Genomic DNA, 20,715 nt, shown 5'->3' on the forward strand with positions numbered 1-20,715 from the left:
GATGTCCGGTCGCGCGTGTGAGACTGCCGTCCCGGAGCCCGGCGCTCGCATGGCGGACGAGGTCGGTCTGAATGGGGTCATACCGAGAGTTTCCGCGCGGCGAGCGTCCGCCGCTGCTTGGAGTTGCTGTCCTGCTGGATTTTGAGGTGATGGATGAACACACTGGCCGCGCGCGAAATGTGCTCGCGGCTCAGCCGTTCGGCCTCGGCGCTGCGGCCCTCGATCACGGCTGCAAGAATGTCCTCGTGCTCGTCCCAGACCATCCGGGACATGCTCTGCTCCTTCTGCAGCACGTCGGACATCACCCGCTTCAGGCATGGCCAATGCGGCGCCATCGTCTCGCCGATCAGCGCGTTGCCGGAGAGGTCGCCGAGGAATTGATGGAAGGCGATGTCGGTCTCGATCTTGCGGTTGACGAGCCCGCTCTTCACCGCCTCGTGGCCGGCCGCGATGTAGGCCGGGCCTTCGCGCGCGGCACGCTCGCTCGCGCGCTCGGCGGCCAGCCGCGCCGCGAGGCCTTCGAGAACGGCGCGCATCTCATAGAGATCCCGGACGAAGGCGGGGTCCAGCGGCGCCACGATCAGGCCGCGGCCCGGCGCGCTCTGCACCAGCCCGCAGCCGCGCAACAGGATCAGCGCCTGCTGAACCGGCTGGCGCGACACCCCGTAAGCCTGAGCCAGATCATCTTGGATCAGCCGCGAGCCCGGCGTGAGAACGCCACTGACGATCTCGTCAGTGATCGCCTCGACGACCTGGTCGACCAGAGAGGGAGCGGCGGGCACGATTCGCATGGGCCATCACATTTTGCCGGACATTAGCATGTCAAGTCCGAAAATCGATTTGCGATGCATTCGAATTCAGAGTACGAATTCAGAAAAGGCGCCGCACTAAGGCAAGTTAAAGAGCGGCCAAACAGGGGAGGGACTCCGTTGTCGGAAGATCCGACCAGTCGGGAGTGCGGTCAGGTCTGGTCCGTGCGCCCGGAGGGCAGCGTGCGCGCCGGTGTGATGTCGGCGGTGTCGCGCGCATTGCTGGTGGCGTCGGTTACGTCGTTCGGCGCGATGACGCCTGCGCTCGCCGCAGCCGGAGAAGGGTTGACCTTGTCCGATGCCTGGGTGCCGGCGGCGCCCGAGGTGGGGCGCGACATCCCGCTGCTGATCACGATCAAGAACGACACGACCGCGCCGGAAGCCTTGATGCGCGTGCGCTGTCCGGTCGCCAATTTCTCTGAGCGGCACACCGTCGATCGCGGCGAAGGCGCTCCGGCGATGCGCTCCATTCCCAACATTCCCATCGCTGCAGGCAGCACGCTGGTGCTGCTGCCGACCGCCTATCACGTCATGCTGCTGCAGACGCGGGAGCCGCTCGAGCCAGGCAGGCGCTTCACCTGCACGATCGTGTTCCAGAAAGCAGGATCCATCGAAACGGAGGTCGAGGTTCGCAAGTCCCCTTGAAGCGTGTTTGTCGCCTGCTGCTCTCCGCCTTCGGGCTCGGCGGAGCGGTATTCGCTCCAACTCATAATCAATAATGGGAGAAGGAAACGATGAGGATAAACGTCAGGTCAACCTTGCGGGCGGTGCTGCTGGCCAGCGCAGCCTTCGCCTGTTTCCAGCTTGCGTCGCCGGCGCAGGCCGCCGACGAGATGACCCCCGAGCGGCTGCTCAACGCCGACAAGGAGGCCGGCAACTGGCTCCACCATCATAAGAACTACTCGGGCACGCGGTTCTCGGTGCTGAAGGAGATCAACAAGGACAACGTCAAGAACCTGAAGGTCGCCTGGACCATGCATCTCGGCGGCGTCGAGGGCGGCGGCATCTGGAGCCACGGCGGTCTCGAAGGCACGCCGATCGTCGAGAACGGCATGATCTATGTCACCGACGGCTGGGGCTCGGTGTACAAGATCGATGCGCGCGGTGGCAAAGGCCAGATGGTCTGGAAGATGGATCCGAAGACGGATCACGACTGGGCCGGCGCGATCGCCTGTTGCGGCGTCGACAATCGCGGTGTCGCGCTGTGGGGCAACCTCGTCGTGTCGCACACGCTCGACGGCCGCCTGGTCGCGACCAACAAGGAAACCGGGCAGGTTGCCTGGCAGCGTCAGGTCGCCGATCCCGACAAGGGCGAGGTGATCACCGGCGCGCCGCTGATCGTGAAGAACATGGCGATCTCGGGCGTCGCCGGCGCCGAATACGGCATCCGCGGATGGATCGCGGCGACCGACCTCACCACGCAGAAGGAGGTCTGGCGCACCCACACCATTCCGGCCAAGGGCGAGCCCGGCAGCGAGACCTGGAAGGACAGCAACGACGCGGCGGCGGCCGGCGGCGGTTCGACCTGGGTCACGGGCACCTATGATCCGGCGACCGACACCATCATCTGGGGCGTCGGCAATCCCGGCCCGGACTGGGACAACGCCTATCGTCCCGGCGACAACCTCTACACCGACAGCTCGCTGGCGCTCGACGCGAACACCGGCAAGATCAAGTGGCACTATCAGCACACGCCGAACGATCCCTTCGACTATGACAGCGTCGCCGAGAACGTCCTGGTCGATGTGCCCGCGCCGAACGGCTCCACCCTGAAGCTCGCGCTCGAGGCCGACCGCAACGGCTTTGCCTATGCGATCGACCGCACCAGCGGCAAGTTCATCTGGGGTCTGCCCTTCGTCAAGAAGGTCACCTGGACCAAGGGGCTCGATGCCGAGACCGGCAAGCCGATCGAGTATGATCCGAAGAACCCGGTGCAGCGCTACAATGCGTCGGTGTCGCCGCATCGTGAGAACAAGGTCGCGGACATCTGCCCGGGCAACATGGGCGGCAAGAACTGGCCGCCGACCTCGTACAATCCGGACCTGAAGCTCTGGTACATCCCTGTCATCGAGAGCTGCAACCGGATCACCGTGGAAGAAGCGACCAAGGACAAGCTGAAGCCGCGTGAGTTCTGGACCGGCGGCGGACCGAGCCAGCCATTCAAGATCACGGGCAGCGTGACCGCGATCGACGTCACCACTGGCAAGATCGCCGGCAAGATGGAGACGCCGTTCCCGAATCTCGGCGGCATGCTGTCGACGCCTGATCTCGTCTTCACCGGCCAGCCCTCGGGCGAGGTGATGGCGCTCGATGCCAAGACCCTGCAGAAGCTGTGGGAGTTCAACACCGGCGGCGGCGTCAATGCGCCTCCCGTGACGTTCTCGGTCGACGGCAAGCAATACGTCGCGATCCTGGTTGGTCTCGGCGGCGCCTGGGACAAGTGGTTCATCGAATCCACGCCCGAGCTGAAGAAGATCCAGCCCGGCTCGATGCTCTACGTCTTCTCGCTGTGAAGTCGACAGCGGAGCGGAGGCATGTCCTCCGCTCCGCCCCTATCCCCTGTTCGACAAGAAGATCAGATGAAATTCAGTGCGATCACGTTCGCTGTGGCGTCGGCTGTCGTCCTCGGCTCCGCTTCGCTCGCGTCGGCGCAGTCCGCGGCGCCGACGGATCCGACCGAGGCCGGCAAGGCCGTGTTCAAGCGCGCGAATTGCGTCGGCTGCCACAAATGGCACGGCAATGGCGGTGGCGGTTATGGCGGCGACGCGCTGTCGCTGCGCAAGACGCAGCTCACCCGTGACCAGATCATCGAGACCGTGACCTGCGGCCGGCCCGGGACGGGCATGCCGTACTTTGCGCGCGACTCCTATGACACGGCGAAGTGCTACGACATGAGCCGCCAGGATGTCGGCGAGCGCATTCCGCCCGAGGGCGGCGTGTTCCTGCGGCCCAACGATATCCAGGCGGTCGCGGATTACGTGCTCGCGCACATCAAGGGCCGCGGCGAGCCGAACTACGACGAGTGTACCGCGTTCTTCGGGAACACGTCGCGGGTCTGCGACATCTACAAGACGAATGCCGCCAAGCCTGCAAGCGAGCCATCGAAATGAAGCGGTCAACCTGCGCTGCGATCTTCGCCACGTTCGTGCTGTCGTTTGTGATGCATGCGGCCTCGGCGCAGGCCGTACCGAACTACGATTTGCGCGACATCACCGTCGGCATGCCCGTCGGCGACCTGCCCAATGAGGGCTATGTCAATCTGACTTGCGCCAAGGATCCGAATCGCAAGCTCAATGCGTGGTCGGCGTGGCGCGACTGTCCAGCGGACGCGCAGGCGCGGCACGCGGTGCGCTTCGATTTCGATCCGGAGACCAGCCAGGACGGCACCAAGGTGGCCGGTCATCCCGTGCTGCTGACGGTCCTGGTCGACGACAAGGGCACCGTCACCGGCCTGACGATCGAGACCGATCCGAAGGCGCGGCTCTATATTCGCAAGAAGGCCTTCCTGCTCGGCAACCAGGTGAAGTCGCGCTATGGCGCCGAGGGCTGGGAGTGCAAGGAGCAGCAGCCGACCGCAGGCGAGCAGCCGGTCGGGGGCGTGTTCCTGCGCGAGGTCTGCAAGAAGACGGTGCCCGGCCGGACGCTGACGGTCGAGCGCGAGCTGTTCCGCAAGCCGGACCAGGACATCAAGAGCTTCGTCGATCAGACGCTGGTGCGGATCACGAGGGATATCAACTAGTCCGTCGCCGATCTTCATCGCGCTCCGCTGGAGGCGCGCGCCAGTCGGCGTCGTGAACCCGGCTGCCGGGAGGAAACGACGATGAGGGATATCTTGAATTTCGGGCAGATGCTGTCGGCCCATGCGCGCATGTCGCCGGAGCGCACCGGTGCCCGCGATCTCGAACGTGCGATGAGCTTTGCGCTGTGGAACGAGCGCGCGTGCCGGCTCGCCAACGCGCTGCTCGGGCTCGGCCTTGCCAAGGGCGATCGCGTTGCGATCCTTGCCTACAATTGTGTCGAATGGTGCGAGATCTATGCGGCCACGGCCAAAGCCGGGCTGGTGGCGCTGCCGATCAATTTCCGCCTCACCGCGCCCGAGATGCAGTTCATCGTGCAGAATGCCGAAGCGGCCGCCGTCATCGTGCAGGACGAACTCGTGGGCCTGGTCGAGGAGGCGCGCAAGGATCTCGGCATCGCCGACGACCGCTTCATCCACTTTGGCACCAAGCCGCGTCCGGCAGGCTATCGCGGCTACGAGGACATCATCGCCGCGGCTGCGGACCGCGAGCCGGATCAGCAGGTCGCGCTGTCCGATCCCTGGACCCTGATGTACACCTCGGGCACCACCGGCAAGCCGAAGGGCGTGCTGCGCAGCCATCGCAGCGCCGTCCTCCTGTCGATGGTCACCGAGATCGAGCTGAAGCTGAGCCGCAACGACGGCGCGCTGCTGGTGATGCCGATGTGCCATGCCAATTCGCTGAACTTCTTCGGCGCGTTCGGCTATATCGGCGGCGTCAATTCGATCTATTCGCGCAAGAGCTTCGATCCCGAGCACGCGGTGACGACGCTCGCCGATGGCGGCTCCACCTTCACCTCGCTGGTCCCCACGCACTACATCATGATGCTCGATCTGCCGCGAGGGTTGCGCGCGGAGCACGATTTCAGCGCGGTCACCAAGCTGATGATCTCCTCGGCGCCGGCGCGCCCGGAGACCAAGCGCGAAGTGATGGAGATGTTTCCGAAGTCCGGCCTCTACGAGCTCTACGGCGCGACCGAGACCGGCTGGGTCACCATGCTGCATCCGCACGAGCAGTTCACCAAGCTGGGTTCGGTCGGGCGCGAATGCGTCGGCGCCGCGCCGATCCGCATCCTCGACGAGGCAGGCCACGAGGTGCCGGACGGCGAGGCGGGTGAGCTCTATTCGAGCAACGCGCACACGTTCGACTGCTACTGGCGCCTGCCGGAGAAGACCGCGGAGGCGTTCCGCGGCGACTATTGCTCAGTCGGCGACATGGCCCGCCGCGATGCCGACGGCTATATCCATCTCGCCGACCGCAAGAGCAACATGATCATCTCCGGCGGCGAGAACATCTATCCCTCCGAGGTCGAAGCGCAGGTCGGAGCCCATCCGGCCGTCAAGGACATCGCCGTGATCGGCCTGCCCGACGACAAATGGGGCGAGCGGGTCCACGCCGTGATCGTGCCGCGCGACGGCATGACAGTGAACGAGCGCGAGCTGGTCGATTGGGCCAAGGAACGTCTGGCCGGTTTCAAGCGGCCGCGGTCCTATGCCTTCATCACCGACGCCGAGATGCCGCGCAACGCCACCGGCAAGATCCTGCATCGCGAGCTGAAGAAGAGATTTTCGTGAGTTGGTCGCTGCAATGCGCGGCGCGTCTGATATGTAGCTGCGATGCAGGCTGTCCTCAATTCCGCTCTTCCCATCTTCGCGTTGATCCTCACGGGGTTCCTGTGCGGCTGGTTCAATGTGTTCGACCGCACCGCGACCGACAATCTGAATCGTTTCGCCGTGTACCTGGCGCTGCCTGCGCTGATCTTCACCGCGATGTCCAAGATCGGCGTCGAGCAGGTCAGCCAGTTCGGCTTCATCGGCGCGTTCTGCGGTGGCATCGCCGCGACCTTCGCGACCGGCTTCGTGATCAGCCGTCTGCGCGGCCGCCGCGCCGCCAATGCCAGCATCGAGGGGCTCGATGCCGGCTACAGCAATGTCGGCTTCATGGGCATTCCGATGTGCCTGCTGGTGTTCGGCCCGGACAGCGCGCCGGCCTCGATCATCGCCACCCTGTTCACGGCCTGTGTGCTGTTCCTGTTCGCAATGGTCGTCGTCGAGATGGATCTGCAGAAGGGCGCCACCCTGGGCGCAACGATCGCCAAGGTGGCGCGTTCGCTGCTGACAAGTCCGTTGTTCATCGCGCCCGTCGCCGGACTCGCGGTCGGCCTCAGCGGCTTCGCATTGCCGGCGCCGTTCATGAGCTTCACCAGCCTGCTCGGCGGCGCGGCCTCGCCGGCCGCTCTGGTCTGCATCGGCCTGTTCCTGGCGCAGGAGCGCGTCGTCACGCACGATGCGACATCAATCGCGATCCTGGTGTCGCTGAAGCTGCTGATGCAGCCCGCGGTGACCGCGCTGCTCGCCTTCCACGTCTTTTCGATGCCGCCTCTCTGGTCGCATTCGGCCGTCATCCTCAGCGCGTTGCCGATCGGCTCGGGGCCGTTCACGATCGCCAAACTGTATGGGCTCGAGGCGGGTGTCACGTCGGGCTCGATCCTCGTCTCGCACATCTTCGCCGTCCTCACCGTCTCGCTGCTCGTGGCCTGGCTCGCGCCGGGCTGATCGCAACTTCGTTCGCTGGAGTGGTCCGATGAAGATCTCCCCCGACAGTGCCGCCGACCTGATCGCCCGCCTGCTCAAGCGCCGCGGCGTTGCCCGCGTGTTCGCGCTGTGCGGCGGCCATATCATGCCGATCTGGATGCGGCTCGATGCCGAGGGCATCCGCATCATCGACGTGCGCGACGAGCGCGCGGCCGTGCATATGGCGCAGGCGCATGCGGAGCTGACTGGTGAGCTCGGCGTCGCCCTGGTCACGGCCGGGCCCGGCATGACCAACGCGATCACCGGCATCGCCAACGCCCACGTCTCGCGCGCGCCGGTGCTGGTGATCTCGGGCGGCAACCCGCGTCCGCAGGAGAACCGCGGCGGCCTGCAGGACATGGACCACACCCAGCTCGTGCGTTCGATTACGCGCTACGCGCGCACCGTGCGCGAGCCGTCGCTGGTGCTGCAGGAGCTCGACGAGGCGATCGCGCGCGCGTTCGGCGACGGCGGCGAGCCAGGACCTGCGTTCATCGATTTCCCGGTGGACACCTTGCGCGGCATCGTGCCCAAGGCGCTGCAACTGGAGGAGCATCTCGCGCCGAAGCCGCGGGCGGCGCCGCGGCCGGATGCGGCCGAGGTCGAGAAGGCGGTCGAGCTGTTGTGGTCGGCGCGGCGCGTGCTCGTCATCTCCGGCCGCGGCGCGCGCGGCGCCGGCCCTGAGCTGATCGCGCTGCTCGACCGGCTCGGCGCCGTCTATCTCGACACCGGCGAGAGCAGGGGGCTCGTGCCCGACGATCACCCCTCGGTGGTCGGCGCGATGCGCGGCGCCGTCATGGGCGATGCCGACGTGGTGCTGACGGTCGGCCGCCGGCTCGACTTCCAGCTCGCCTACGGCTCGCCGGCCGTGTTCAAGGACGCCAAATTCGTCCGCATCAGCGACACCGCGAGCGAGCTGCGCGACAATCGCCGCGGCGCAGCCGAAATCCTCGCATCACCTGCGGAAACTCTCCGGGCAATGGTTGCGCTCGCGGGCAATCGCGAGTCGGCTGTCGACAAGCAATGGGCCGGCAAGCTCCGCTCCGCGCATCAGGAGCGCGCGGCCAAGCTGCGCCAGAGCATGGCGACAGCGCCGGCCGGCAGCGACGGGCGGCTGCATCCGAACCGCGTGCTGTCGGCCCTGCAGGAGGCGATCGGCAATGATGCCGTGGTCATCACCGACGGCGGCGACTTTCTCTCGTTCGCCCGCGTCGGCCTGAGCGCGCCGCTGATGCTCGATCCCGGCCCGTTCGGCTGCATCGGCATCGGCGTGCCCTATGGCATCGCCGCGAGCCTCGCCTTTCCCGACAAGCCCGTGGTGGTCGCGACCGGCGACGGCGCCTTCGGCTTCAACGCGATCGAGGTCGACACGGCCGTGCGCCACAACGCGCCGGTGCTGATCGTCGTCGCCAACAACGGCGCCTGGCAGATCGAGGTGCACGACCAGACCGTGACCCATGGCAAGGTGGTCGGCACCAGGCTGCAATTCGCCGATCACGCCGCGATGGCGCGCGCCTTCGGCATGCATGCCGAGCGGGTCGAAACCGCGGAGCAGCTCGGACCTGCGATCCAGCGCGCGCTCGCGAATCGCCCGGCGCTGCTCGATGTGGTGGTGACGCCGGAAGCGGTGTCGTCGGATGCCAAGACCGGGCTCGCATGGGTGCCGGATCTGCAGCCGCTGGCAGCGTGGGACGAGGCGGAGCGCAAGTGGCGCGGCGCGTGAGGACTCACACCTGCTGCAGCTGCCGCGGCGCGCTGAGCCAGAGGGCGAGCAGGGTGCAGACCGCGCCGGACAGCAGATAGCCGCCGGCCGAGAGCAGGCCGAGATTGGCGGCCAGCACCAGTGCCGCCAGCGGGGCGAAGCCGGCGCCGAACAGCCAGGCGAGGTCCGCCGTGAGCGCCGATGCCGTATAGCGATAGGTGCGCGCGAAATTGGCGGCGATCGCGCCGGAGGACTGGCCGAACGACAGGCCGAGCAGGATGAAGCCGAGCACCATGTAGATGGTCTCGCCGATCGGGCCGGCATCGAGCAGTTGCGGCGCGAAGCCCGAGAACACCGCGATCGCGATCGCCGAGCCGATCAGGAGCGACTTGCGGCCGATGCGGTCGGCCAGCATGCCGGACCCGACAATGGCGACGACGCCGAACACCGCGCCGACCGCCTCGATGACCAGGAAGCGCGCCGGCGTCTCCTTGGTGAACAGGAACACCCAGGACAGCGGAAACACCGTCACCATGTGGAACAGCGCGAAGCTCGCCAGCGGCGCGAACGCGCCGATCACGATGTTGCGGCCCTCGTGCCGGATCGTGGTCATGACGCGCGCCGGCTGCAATTCGCGCGACTGGAACAGCTCGTCATATTCAGGCGTCACCACCATGCGCAGCCGCGCGAACAGCGCCACGACGTTGATGGCGAACGCCACGAAGAACGGGTAGCGCCAGCCCCAGTCGAAGAAGTCGGCCGCGGAGAGATAGCCGACGAAGAACGCGAACAGCACGCTGGCGACGATCAGCCCGAGCGGCGCGCCGAGCTGCGGGATCATCGCATACCAGCCGCGCTGGTGCTCCGGCGCATTCATGGCAAGCAGCGACGCCAACCCGTCCCAGGCGCCGCCCCAGGCGAGGCCCTGGCCGATCCGCGCCAGCGCCAGCAGCCAGATCGCGGCCGCACCGACGGTGTGATAGCTCGGCAGGAAGGCGATCGCGACCGTCGAGGTGCCCAGCAGGAACAATGCGGTGATCAGCTTGGCGCTCTTGCCGTAGCGGCGGTCGATCGCCATGAAGATCACGCTGCCGAACGGGCGGGCGATGAAGGCGAGCGCGAACAGCGCGAACGAATACAGCGTCTGCGTCAGCTCGTCGGCGAACGGAAACACGAGGCGCGGAAACACGATCACCGAGGCGATGGCGTAGACGAAGAAGTCGAAGAACTCCGACGTGCGCCCGACGATCACGCCGATCGCGATCTCGCCCGGATGCGCCTCATGCGTGCGGGACAGATGGGTTTCGCCGTCGGCGGTCGCCGCTGCCTGTGTCATCGCGCTGCCTGCAGTCCTCTCGTACTCTATTTTCGCCACGTAATTGTCGTCCTCGGCGCCGCTCCGGTATTGGACAAATTGTCCAATACCGGCCGTGTCGTCCGATCGCTAGGTGAGGCCTCGTTCAGAGATCCGCCGTGCGACGAGGTTGAGCGTGCGTTACTGGAAATTCTTAGGCATGCTGCCGCTGGGGCTCGCGCTCGGAGGCTGCAATCTGGTCGTGCTCGCGCCCTCCGGCGACGTCGCCGCCCAGCAGCGCGATCTCGTGATCATCGCCACCGTACTGATGCTGCTGATCGTGATCCCGGTGATGGCGGCCACGGCCATCGTGGCTTGGCGCTACCGCCAGTCGAACCAGGCAGCGACCTACACGCCGGATTGGGATCACTCCACCCAGCTCGAGCTTCTGATCTGGGCGGCGCCGCTGCTGATCATCATCTGCCTGGGCGCGGTGACGTGGATGGGTACGCATCTGCTCGATCCCTATCGCACGCTCGGACGCATCTCCGCCGAGCGCGCGGTGACGCCGCAGGACAAGCCGCTCGAGGTCAACGTCGTCGCGCTCGATTGGAAGTGGCTGTTCATCTATCCCGAATACGGCATCGCCAGCCTCAACGAGCTCGCAGCTCCCGTGAACCGGCCGCTCGATTTCAGGATCACCTCGTCCTCGGTAATGAACTCGTTCTATATTCCGGCACTCGCCGGCCAGATCTATGCGATGCCGGGCATGCAGAGCCGGCTGCACGCCGTCATCAACAAGCCCGGCGTCTATCGCGGCTTCTCGGCCAACTACAGCGGCTCCGGCTTCTCCGGCATGCGCTTCGCTTTCCGTGGCCTGTCGGATGCGGACTTCGCCGGCTGGGTCGACAAGGCCAAGGCGAGTGGGCAGGAGCTCAACAAGCAGGATTATCTTGCGCTCGAGCGTCCGAGCGCCAATGAACCGGTTCGCCACTATGCCTCGGTTGACAGCGACCTGTTCCGCGCCATCCTCAACATGTGCGTCGAGCCCGGCAAGATGTGCATGAGCGAGATGATGGCGATCGACGCGCAGGGCGGCATGGGCATGGCCGGCGTGCGCAACACGCTGCCGCTCGCCTATGACAAGTTCGCCGGCCGCGGCGCCGTGTTCGGCGCCGAGCCGAGCTTCGTTGCCGGCGGCGTCTGCCTGCCGGGCGATCAGGTCACGCGGATGGCCGACGAGTCTTCGCCGACCGTGCTGGCGCCGCTGGACTGGACGCCATTGCAGGGGCGCGGGCTGGCGCGGCCCGGCCTGCTGCGGCCGTCCAAGGCATCCTTCATCACGGGGCCAACCTCAAAGTCGGATTCGTGAGGGTCCATCATGTTCGATACAGCAGAGCTCACAAAGATCATCTTCGGCCGGCTGACGCTGGAGTCGCTGCCGCTGCACGAGCCGATCATCGTCGGCACCTTCGCCATGGTCGCGCTCGGCGGTCTCGCGCTGTTTGGCGCGATCACCTATTTCCGGCTGTGGGGCTATCTCTGGAAAGAGTGGTTCACCACCGTCGACCACAAGCGCATCGGCATCATGTACATGGTGCTCGGCATCGTCATGCTGCTGCGCGGCTTCGCCGATGCGCTGATGATGCGCCTGCAGCAGGCGATCGCCTTCAATGGCTCCGAAGGCTACCTGAACTCGCACCACTATGATCAGGTGTTCACGGCCCACGGCGTGATCATGATCTTCTTCGTGGCGATGCCGCTGGTCACCGGCCTGATGAACTACGTCGTGCCGCTGCAGATCGGCGCCCGCGACGTGTCGTTCCCGTTCCTCAACAATTTCAGCTTCTGGATGACCACGTCCGGCGCCGTGCTGGTGATGTGCTCGCTGTTCGTCGGCGAGTTCGCGCGCACCGGCTGGCTGGCCTATCCGCCGCTGTCGAACCTGTCCTACAGTCCGGATGTCGGCGTCGACTATTACATCTGGGCGCTGCAGGTTGCCGGCGTGGGAACGTTGTTATCCGGCGTCAACCTGATCTGCACCATCGTCAAGATGCGCGCCCCCGGCATGACCATGATGAAGATGCCGGTCTTCACCTGGACGTCACTGTGCACCAACGTCCTGATCGTCGCCTCCTTCCCGGTGCTGACAGCGGTGCTGGCGCTGCTGTCGCTCGACCGCTACGTCGGCACCAACTTCTTTACCAATGATTTCGGCGGCGATCCGATGATGTATGTCAACCTCATCTGGATCTGGGGCCATCCGGAGGTCTACATCCTCATCCTGCCGGCGTTCGGCATCTTCTCCGAGGTGACCTCGACCTTCTCGGGCAAGCGGCTGTTCGGCTATACCTCGATGGTCTACGCCACCGTCGTCATCACCATCCTGTCCTACCTGGTCTGGCTGCACCACTTCTTCACCATGGGCTCCGGCGCCAGCGTGAACTCGTTCTTCGGCATCACCACGATGATCATCTCGATCCCGACGGGCGCGAAGATGTTCAACTGGCTGTTCACGATGTATCGCGGCCGCATTCGCTTCGAGCTGCCGATGATGTGGACGGTCGCGTTCATGCTGACCTTCGTGATCGGCGGCATGACCGGCGTGCTGCTCGCGGTGCCGCCGGCCGATTTCGTGCTGCACAACAGCCTGTTCCTGGTCGCGCATTTCCACAACGTCATCATCGGCGGCGTGCTGTTCGGCCTGTTCGCCGGCATCGCCTACTGGTTCCCGAAGGCGTTCGGCTTCAAGCTCGACCCGTTCTGGGGCAAGATGTCGTTCTGGTTCTGGACGGTGGGCTTCTACTTCGCCTTCATGCCGCTCTATGTGCTCGGCCTGATGGGCGTGACGCGTCGCCTGCGCACCTTCGACGATCCGAGCCTGCAGATCTGGTTCGTGATCGCCGGCATCGGCGCCTTCCTGATCCTGTTGGGCATCGCGAGCTTCCTGATCCAGATCGCGGTCAGCATCCTGCGCCGCGAGCAGCTCGCCGACGTCTCCGGCGATCCCTGGAATGCACGTACGCTGGAATGGGCGACGTCGTCGCCGCCGCCGGCCTACAACTTCGCCTTCACGCCTGTCGTCCACGACAACGACGCATGGTGGGACATGAAGCGCCGTGGCTACACCCGTCCGCTCGCCGGCTTCAAGGCGATCCACATGCCGAGCAACACCGGCACCGGCGTGATCCTGGCAGCGCTCAGCACCACCATGGCGTTTGGCCTGATCTGGTACATGTGGTGGATGGCGGCGGGCAGCTTCGTCGCGCTGCTCGCGGTCGCGATCGGCCACACCTTCAACTATCACCGCAGCTTCCACATCCCGGCCGATGAGGTCGTCAGCGCCGAGCGTGCGCGCACCGAGCTGCTCGCGGCAGGAGCCAAGTCATGACGGTCGCGATGGGCACGATGAAGGCGGGGGAACCGGTCTTCTACGTCGTCGACGAGCACGAGCACGCCGAAGGCAGCAGCACCATGCTCGGCTTCTGGATCTATCTGATGAGCGACTGTCTCATCTTCGCGATCCTGTTCGCCGTCTATGGCGTGCTCGGCGCCAAATATGCCGCTGGTCCGGCGCCGAAGGACCTGTTCGACCTGTCGCTGGTCGCGGTCAACACCTCGTTCCTGCTGCTGTCCTCGCTCACCTATGGCTTCGCGATGCTGTCGATGCAGCAGAACCGCGTTGGCGCGATGCAGGCCTGGCTCGTGGTGACCGGGCTGTTCGGCCTCGCCTTTCTCGGCATCGAGCTGACCGAGTTCGCGCACATGATCCATGAGGGCGCGACGCCGCAACGCAGCGCCTTTCTGTCGTCGTTCTTCACGCTCGTTGGAACCCACGGCCTGCATGTGACGTTCGGTCTGGTCTGGCTGGCCACGCTGATGGTGCAGGTCAGGACCCACGGCCTGATCGAGGCCAACCGCCGCCGGCTGGTCTGCCTCAGCATGTTCTGGCACTTCCTCGACGTGATCTGGATCGGTGTCTTCACCTTCGTCTATCTGATGGGAATGCTGCGATGAGCTCTGATGCACACGCGCACGGCTCGGCCGACGACCATGCCGGCACGCGCTCCGGCCAGCTGATTGGCTTCGGCGCCTCCGTCGTCCTCACTGCGATTCCGTTTCTGCTGGTGATGAATGGCTCGCTCGACAAGCAGGCAACCGCGCTGATCATCATGGCGTTCGCGGCCGTGCAGGTGGTCGTTCACATGATCTTCTTCCTGCACATGAACACCAAGGCCGAGGGCGGCTGGACCATGATGGCGCTGATCTTCACCATCATCATGGTGGTGATCGCGCTCTCGGGCTCGCTCTGGGTCATGCATCACCTGACCACCAACATGATGCCGGTGCACGAGATGGGCCAGACGCCGTGATGTCGGCTCCTGCCGACGGGGCAGGGGAACACGATGAGGCCGGCCGCGGGCGATCCGGCGCGCTGCGGCTCGCGATCGGCGCGGCGTGGGTTGCGTGCGTCGCGATTCTGCTGGCGCTGGGCGTCTGGCAGATCGAGCGGCGGGCCTGGAAACTCGACCTGATCGATCGTGTCGAGCACCGCGTTCATGCCGAACCTGTGCCGGCGCCGGGCCCGGCGGATTGGCCGGCGATCAATCGCAGCGATGACGAGTACAAGCGGGTGACACTGAGCGGCCGCTTTCTCAACGATCGCGAGACGCTGGTGCAGGCGCTGACGGTCGAGGGCTCCGGCTATTGGGTGGTGACGCCGCTGCAGACCGCCGGCGGCACCGTGCTCGTCAATCGTGGCTTCGTGCCCGCGGATCGCCGCGCCCGCGCAAGCCGCAGCGCCGGGAACCCGGATGGCACGGTCAGCGTGACGGGATTGCTGCGGCTCTCCGAGCCGGGCGGCGGCTTCCTGCGCCACAACGATCCCGCGGGGAATCGCTGGTATTCACGTGACGTCGGGGCGATCGCGGCGGCGCGCGGTCTGTCCGACGTCGCGCCATTCTTCGTCGATGCCGATGCGACCCCGAATCCCGGCGGGCTTCCGATCGGCGGACTCACCGTGATCTCGTTTCCGAACAACCATCTGGTTTACGCGCTCACCTGGTTTACATTGGCTCTCATGCTGGCCGGCGCCGGGCTGCAGCGGCTCCGCCGCGCGCAGCGTGACCCGAAGCGCCGGCGGCGCAGGATGTGGAATGGGATCAGCGGCGGCAGGACATGGGTGGATGCGGGGTGACTTGTTGAGGGATCGAAGCTTCCCGTTCTGGCGGCGGAGACCGGACGTGGCCTCATGAGAAGCGAGGCGCCCAACCTGCCGTTCGGAGCCGTGGCCGCGATCGCCACACCCGAGATCAACGCGCCGCTGCCGACCAGGGACGCGACCAACCGCAAGAACATGGTGCTGCTGATCCAGCTGCGCTGGATCGCCGTGGTCGGCCAGATCGTCACCATCGGCTTCGTGACCACCTGGTTCGGCATCGCGCTGCCGGTGCTGCCGATGGTGGCGATCATCTGCGCGCTGGTGGCGCTCAACGTCGCCAGCCACATCTGGCTGCGCAGGCGCGACGACGTCGGCAATCGCCATTTGCTGATCGCCCTGATGCTGGACGTGGTGGCGTTGACATCGGAGCTCTATCTCACCGGCGGTGCGTCGAATCCGTTCACGTGCCTCTATCTGTTGCAGGTCACGCTGGGGGCCGTGCTGCTCGATGCGCGCTCGTCCTGGTCGCTGGTCGCACTGACGGTGCTCAGCTTCATCTGGCTCACCATCGAGTACCGCCCGCTGCAACTGCCGCAGCATCACGTCAGCGATGCCTTCACCCTGCACATCACCGGCATGTTCGTCGGCTTCGTGCTCGACGCCGTGCTGCTCGTCGTGTTCGTCACCCGGATCAACCGGAACCTGCGCGAGCGCGACGCCAAGCTCGCCGATCTGCGCCAGCACGCCGTCGAGCAGGATCACATCATCCGCATGGGCCTGCTCGCCTCAGGTGCCGCGCATGAGCTCGGGACCCCGCTGGCGTCGATCTCGGTGATCCTGAACGATTGGCGGCGCATGACCGCGATCTCTGCCGATCCGACGCTCGCGGAGGATTTCACCGAAATGGAAGCGGCGGTGCAGCGCTGCAAGTCGATCGTGACTGACATCCTGGTCTCGGCCGGCCAGGCGCGCGGCGAAGGCTCGGCGCCCACGACGTTGAAGGCGTTCCTGACGACGCTGGTCGCCGAATGGAGCGCGGCGCGCTCGGCGCGCAATCTGACGTTCCGCAACGAGTTCGGCTCGGATCCGGCGATCGTCTCCGACGTCGCGCTGAAGCAGGCGATCGTCAACGTGCTCGACAACGCGTTCGAAGTCTCGCGCGAGTGGGTGGAGTTCGTCGCCGAACGGGACGGCGATCAGCTGCTGCTCAGCGTCAGCGATCGCGGTCCGGGTTTTGATCCGGCGATGCTGGGCCAGCTCGGACGTCCCTATCAGTCGAGCAAGGGCCGCCCGGGGCGCGGGCTGGGCCTGTTCCTGGTGGTCAACGTGATCCGCAAGCTGGGCGGCAGCGTTTCGGCCTGGAACCACCGGGGACGTGGGGCGACCGTACGGCTGTCGCTGCCGTTGTCGACGCTTGTGATTGGAGAGCGCGATGGCGAATGACATGTCTCTCCTGATCGTCGAGGACGATGACGGTTTTGCACGAACCCTGAAGCGCTCGTTCGAGCGGCGCGGCTACGAGGCCGTGATCGCGGCGTCGCTCGAGGACGTCGACCAGGCCGTCAAGGAGAAGACGTTCGGCTATGCCGTCGTCGATCTCAAGCTCGGCGGCGCCTCAGGCCTCGTCTGCGTCGAGAAGCTGCACGCGCGTGATCCGGAGATGCTGATCGTGGTGCTCACGGGCTTTGCCAGCATCGCCACTGCGGTGGAGGCGATCAAGCTCGGCGCCTGCCATTATCTCGCCAAACCGTCGAACACCGACGATATCGAGGAAGCGTTCCGCAAGGCGCAGGGCAATGCGCAAGTGGCGCTGGCCGAGCGTTCCACCTCGATCAAGACGCTGGAGTGGGAGCGTATCCACCAGACCCTGATCGAGACAGACTTCAACATCTCCGAAGCCGCAAGAAGGCTCGGCATGCATCGCCGGACTCTGGCGCGCAAGCTGGAGAAGCGCCCGGTGAAGTAGGATGGTCTGCTGTCGTTCGCAGCGATGGAAAGCAGCTAGTTCGGCAGAGCGTGGCAGGCTCCCTCTCCCCGTGAAGAACGGGGAGAGGGAGCGCACTACCGTCGTGGCGAGCACCTACTCTGCCGGTCGCTCATGCGCGCCTCAACCTACTCCCTCGCCAGCGCCGTTGCCGGATCGAGCCGCGAGGCGCCGCGGGCGGGCATGTAGCCGAAGCCGATGCCGATCGCCATCGACGTGACCGCGGCGCCGACCATGGCCATCGGCGAATAGATCAGCTGGAAGCCGACGTCGAGCGCGTTGAAGACCGTGCCGAAGCCGACCGCGAGCGCCAGGCCCAGCGCACCGCCAAGCAGGCAGACCAGCACGGCCTCGATCAGGAACTGCATCAGGATGTCGCTGCGCCGCGCGCCGACCGCCATGCGCACGCCGATCTCGCCGACGCGCTCGGACACCGACACCAGCATGATGTTCATGACGCCGATGCCGCCGACCAAGAGCGAGATCACGGCGATGGCCGCCACCAGCAGGGTCAGCACCTGCGTCGTGCTCTCGACGGTCTTGCGGATGTCGTCGGTGTTGAGCACGAAGAAGTCCTTGGCGTTGTGCCGTGCCGTCAGCAGCGCCGTCGCGGCGCGCTCGGCCGCCGCCATCGGCGTCGCCTCGTCGACGCGGACGCTGATGCTGCGCAGCACCTGGTTGCCGAGGAAGCGCGCCTGCACCGTGGTGTAGGGCAGATAGACGATCGGCGTGGAGCTGGAGCCGAACCCGGCCTGCTGCTGCTTGGTGACGCCGACGACGCGGCAGGGCACCTTGCCGATCAGGATGACGCTGCCGAGCGGACTGACGTCGGAATCCGGAAACAGCGCCTTGCGCGCATTGTCGTCGATCACGGCGTCCTGGGCGTAGGATCGCACGGTGTCGGCATCGAGATAGCTGCCTTCCGCGAGCTCGGTGTTCTTGACGCGGAAATACTGCTCGCCGACGCCCGAGATCTGGGCGCTGACCTCGACGGCGCCGAACCGCAAGGTGCTGGTGGTCGAGACCGTCGGCGAGATCGCATCCACGTAAGGCTGCTCAGCCATGACCTTGGCATCCGCGAGCACCAGCGTCCTGATCTTGCTGGAACGGGTGTCGCCGAAATCCTTGCCGGGAAAGAATTCCAGCGTGTTGGTGCCGAGCCGGTTGATGTTCTCCAGCACCCGCGCCTGCGAGCCGCGGCCGAGCGCCAGCACCATGACGACGGAGGCGACGCCGATGATGATGCCGAGCATGGTGAGGAAGGCGCGCAGCCGGTGCGCATTCATGGCGAGCAGCGCCATCCGTGCCGCCTCGCGGAAGCGGTCGAGATGACTGCGCCACCATGACGGCGCCGGCGATCCGGCGTCCTCGGCCGCGGCGGCAGCCGCCGGCCCGGGCGAAAGTGGATTGGGCTTGTCCGAGATGACGCGGCCGTCCTGCAGCTCGATGATGCGGCGCGCGCGCTGCGCGACGCCGGCATCATGCGTGACGATGATGACCGTGCGGCCGGAGGCGCTGATCTCGTCGAGGATGCGCAGCACCTCCTCGCCGCTGGCGCGGTCGAGCGCACCGGTCGGTTCGTCGGCGAGGATCACGTCGGGATCGTTGACCAGCGCGCGGGCGATCGAGACGCGCTGCTGCTGCCCGCCGGAGAGCTGTCCCGGCCTGTGATCGGTGCGGCTGCCCATGCCGAGCCGCTGCAGCAGCGCCTCGGCCTTGCGGCGCCGCGCCGACGGGCCAAGCCCCGCATAGACGGCGGGCACCTCGGCATTCTCGGTGGCAGTGAGCTCGCCGAGCAGATGATAGCGCTGGAAGATGAAGCCGAAATGCTCGCGCCGCAGCGCCGCCAGCTCATCCGGATCGAGCGAGCTCATTTCACGTCCGGCGATCCGGTAGCTGCCGGACGTCGGACGGTCCAGACAGCCGAGGATGTTCATTAGCGTCGACTTGCCGGAGCCCGACTGGCCGATGATCGCCACCATCTCGCCGCGCGCGATCCGGAGGTCGACGCCGCGCAAAGCGTGGACCGTGCCTTCGCCGGACGCGTAGCACCGTCCGACATTCTGCAGGTCGATCAGGACCTCGGTCATCATGCGCCTCCGGGCGGCGGCGGCATCACGGTTTGCTTCGGGCCCTGCTCGGGCGCCGAGATCACGACCCGCTCGCCCTCGCGCAGGCCGGACTGCACCTCGGCCCTGATCTTGTTGTTGAGGCCGATCCGCACCGCGCGTTTCTCCAGGGCGCCTGCGCCATTGAGCACGCGGACGTTGTAGCTGCCGTCCGGATTGGCATTGCCCAGGGCCGACGAGGCGATCGTCAGCACGTTGCGCGCTTCGCCGAGCAGGATGTGGACCTCGGCCGTCATGTAGGTCATCAGCCGCCCCTCAGGATTGGCGACGTCGAACACGCCGTTGTAGTAGATCGCCGACGATGTGGATGATGACGACGTGCTGCTGCTGCTCGATGTCGTGGTCGAGCTCGAGGAGAAGCTCGAATCGCTCTTGATCGATTCCGGCGCCGGCTCGATCGTGCCGAGCGTGGCCTCGTAGCGGCGGTCGGGATCGCCGAGGATGGTGAAGTAGATGTTCTGTCCCGGCCGGACCCGGACGACGTCGGCCTCCGAGATTTCGACGCGCACCGTCATGGTCTCGACCTGGCCGAGCACGACGATGGTCGGCGCCGACTGCACCGCATTGACGGTCTGGCCCTGCTGGGTGACGATCGACAGCACGGTGCCGTCGATCGGGGCCGTGATCTTGGTGTAGCCGAGATTGACGCGCGCGGTTTCGATCGCGACCTCGGCCTCGACGATCTGTGCGTCCAACTGCGCGATCTGGGCCTGGGTCTGCTTCGCGGTCGCCTCGGCGCTGTCGTAGTCGGCGCGCGACGAGGCCTTCTGCGCCAGCGTGACCTGCTGCCGCGCCAGGTTCGCCTCGGCGAGCGCCAGGGTGGCGACTTTCTCGTCGCGTTGCGCCCGGACGTTGCGCAGACTCGCCTCGTTGGTGCGCAGCGTATTCTGTTGCGTCAGCGAGTCGATTTCGGCGATCAGATCGCCGGCCTTGACCTTCTGTCCCAGCTTGACGTTGAGCGCGACCAGCCGTCCCGACGCCTGGGCGCCGACCGCCACCAGCTTGACCGGTTTCAGCGTGCCGGTGGCGAGCACGGTCTGCTCGATATCGCCGAGGGTGACCGGCGCCGTCACCAGGTTGGCGTTCGGATTGCGTGTGAACCGGGTAACGAACAGGAGGGCCAGCGCGAGCGCGACGAGCAGGCTGATGATCAGCACAGCCCGGCGGCGCGGACGCTTCGGCTTCAGCACCGGCGGGACGCCGTCTTCCGTAGCGGACGGTCGGGGCATGTGGGGCAGGGGTGCGTTCATCGCCTTGACTTCGAAA

The 20,715-nt window shown here is 66.1% G+C and carries 18 protein-coding genes; 14 read left to right on the forward strand and 4 right to left on the reverse strand.

The features are described from left to right. Nucleotides 1-77: 77 nt before the first annotated feature. Nucleotides 78-791: a GntR family transcriptional regulator gene (locus QX010_RS21160; RefSeq protein WP_316181657.1), complete on the reverse strand. Its 714-nt coding sequence runs from the start codon at nucleotides 789-791 to the stop codon at nucleotides 78-80. A 54-nt stretch (nucleotides 792-845) separates the two neighbouring features. Here QX010_RS21160 and QX010_RS21165 point away from each other — a divergent pair, with 54 nt between their 5' ends. The 7 genes from QX010_RS21165 to QX010_RS21195 all read left to right on the forward strand — a co-directional run bounded on the left by QX010_RS21165 (nucleotide 846) and on the right by QX010_RS21195 (nucleotide 8,902). Further along, on the forward strand, nucleotides 846-1,454 hold the full coding sequence (locus tag QX010_RS21165) for a copper chaperone PCu(A)C (protein ID WP_316181658.1): 609 nt from the start codon (nucleotides 846-848) through the stop codon (nucleotides 1,452-1,454). 89 nt (nucleotides 1,455-1,543) lie between these two features. Continuing rightward, nucleotides 1,544-3,322 carry a PQQ-dependent dehydrogenase, methanol/ethanol family gene (locus QX010_RS21170; RefSeq protein WP_316181659.1) on the forward strand — a complete coding sequence of 593 codons (1,779 nt, stop codon included), beginning with the start codon at nucleotides 1,544-1,546 and terminating at the stop codon, nucleotides 3,320-3,322. A gap of 66 nt (nucleotides 3,323-3,388) precedes the next feature. Further along, nucleotides 3,389-3,919 (forward strand): c-type cytochrome, encoded by a 531-nt coding sequence (locus tag QX010_RS21175; protein ID WP_316181660.1) that lies wholly within the window; start codon nucleotides 3,389-3,391, stop codon nucleotides 3,917-3,919. Then, nucleotides 3,916-4,548 (forward strand): hypothetical protein, encoded by a 633-nt coding sequence (locus tag QX010_RS21180; RefSeq protein WP_316181662.1) that lies wholly within the window; start codon nucleotides 3,916-3,918, stop codon nucleotides 4,546-4,548. The genes QX010_RS21175 and QX010_RS21180 overlap by 4 nt, the downstream gene beginning before the upstream one ends. Nucleotides 4,549-4,629: 81 nt before the next feature. Continuing rightward, entirely contained in the window at nucleotides 4,630-6,180 is a 1,551-nt protein-coding gene (locus tag QX010_RS21185) for an AMP-binding protein (RefSeq protein ID WP_316181664.1), read from the forward strand. Nucleotides 6,181-6,222: 42 nt separating this feature from the next. Next, a complete protein-coding gene (locus QX010_RS21190; protein WP_316181665.1) occupies nucleotides 6,223-7,161 on the forward strand; it encodes an AEC family transporter in 939 nt (312 codons plus the stop codon). 28 nt (nucleotides 7,162-7,189) lie between these two features. Then, nucleotides 7,190-8,902: a thiamine pyrophosphate-binding protein gene (locus QX010_RS21195; protein ID WP_316181667.1), complete on the forward strand. Its 1,713-nt coding sequence runs from the start codon at nucleotides 7,190-7,192 to the stop codon at nucleotides 8,900-8,902. A gap of 4 nt (nucleotides 8,903-8,906) precedes the next feature. Here the strand turns inward: QX010_RS21195 and QX010_RS21200 are convergent, their stop codons facing one another. Next, nucleotides 8,907-10,217 (reverse strand): MFS transporter, encoded by a 1,311-nt coding sequence (locus QX010_RS21200; RefSeq protein WP_316181669.1) that lies wholly within the window; start codon nucleotides 10,215-10,217, stop codon nucleotides 8,907-8,909. Between the two features lie 154 nt (nucleotides 10,218-10,371). On the opposite strand from QX010_RS21200, the gene cyoA reads away from it, so the two are divergent. The 7 genes from cyoA to QX010_RS21235 are packed head-to-tail and all read left to right on the forward strand — an operon-like array spanning nucleotide 10,372 to nucleotide 17,302. Next, a complete protein-coding gene (gene cyoA, locus QX010_RS21205) occupies nucleotides 10,372-11,547 on the forward strand; it encodes a ubiquinol oxidase subunit II (protein ID WP_316181671.1) in 1,176 nt (391 codons plus the stop codon). Nucleotides 11,548-11,556: 9 nt separating this feature from the next. Continuing rightward, a complete protein-coding gene (cyoB, locus tag QX010_RS21210) occupies nucleotides 11,557-13,566 on the forward strand; it encodes a cytochrome o ubiquinol oxidase subunit I (RefSeq protein ID WP_316181673.1) in 2,010 nt (669 codons plus the stop codon). Beyond that, nucleotides 13,563-14,192, forward strand: a complete 630-nt coding sequence (cyoC, locus tag QX010_RS21215; protein ID WP_316181674.1) for a cytochrome o ubiquinol oxidase subunit III — start codon at nucleotides 13,563-13,565, stop codon at nucleotides 14,190-14,192. Before cyoB ends, cyoC begins: the two co-directional genes overlap by 4 nt. Beyond that, on the forward strand, nucleotides 14,189-14,548 hold the full coding sequence (cyoD, locus tag QX010_RS21220) for a cytochrome o ubiquinol oxidase subunit IV (RefSeq protein ID WP_315752397.1): 360 nt from the start codon (nucleotides 14,189-14,191) through the stop codon (nucleotides 14,546-14,548). The genes cyoC and cyoD overlap by 4 nt, the downstream gene beginning before the upstream one ends. Beyond that, nucleotides 14,548-15,372, forward strand: coding sequence for an SURF1 family protein (locus QX010_RS21225; protein ID WP_316181676.1), 825 nt, complete (start codon nucleotides 14,548-14,550; stop codon nucleotides 15,370-15,372). Before cyoD ends, QX010_RS21225 begins: the two co-directional genes overlap by 1 nt. 54 nt (nucleotides 15,373-15,426) lie before the next feature. Further along, nucleotides 15,427-16,779 carry an ATP-binding protein gene (locus QX010_RS21230; RefSeq protein WP_316181677.1) on the forward strand — a complete coding sequence of 451 codons (1,353 nt, stop codon included), beginning with the start codon at nucleotides 15,427-15,429 and terminating at the stop codon, nucleotides 16,777-16,779. Next, complete coding sequence (locus QX010_RS21235; protein WP_316181679.1) at nucleotides 16,769-17,302, forward strand: response regulator transcription factor; 534 nt, start codon at nucleotides 16,769-16,771, stop codon at nucleotides 17,300-17,302. Before QX010_RS21230 ends, QX010_RS21235 begins: the two co-directional genes overlap by 11 nt. 146 nt (nucleotides 17,303-17,448) lie before the next feature. Here QX010_RS21235 and QX010_RS21240 read toward each other — a convergent pair whose 3' ends face one another. Both QX010_RS21240 and QX010_RS21245 read right to left on the reverse strand, forming a co-directional pair. After that, entirely contained in the window at nucleotides 17,449-19,410 is a 1,962-nt protein-coding gene (locus QX010_RS21240) for a MacB family efflux pump subunit (RefSeq protein ID WP_316181681.1), read from the reverse strand. Next, nucleotides 19,410-20,699, reverse strand: coding sequence for an efflux RND transporter periplasmic adaptor subunit (locus QX010_RS21245; protein ID WP_316181682.1), 1,290 nt, complete (start codon nucleotides 20,697-20,699; stop codon nucleotides 19,410-19,412). Before QX010_RS21245 ends, QX010_RS21240 begins: the two co-directional genes overlap by 1 nt. Nucleotides 20,700-20,715: the final 16 nt, after the last annotated feature.

The sequence above is a fragment of the Bradyrhizobium sp. SZCCHNRI1009 genome (assembly GCF_032487575.1).
Lineage (GTDB): Bacteria > Pseudomonadota > Alphaproteobacteria > Rhizobiales > Xanthobacteraceae > Bradyrhizobium.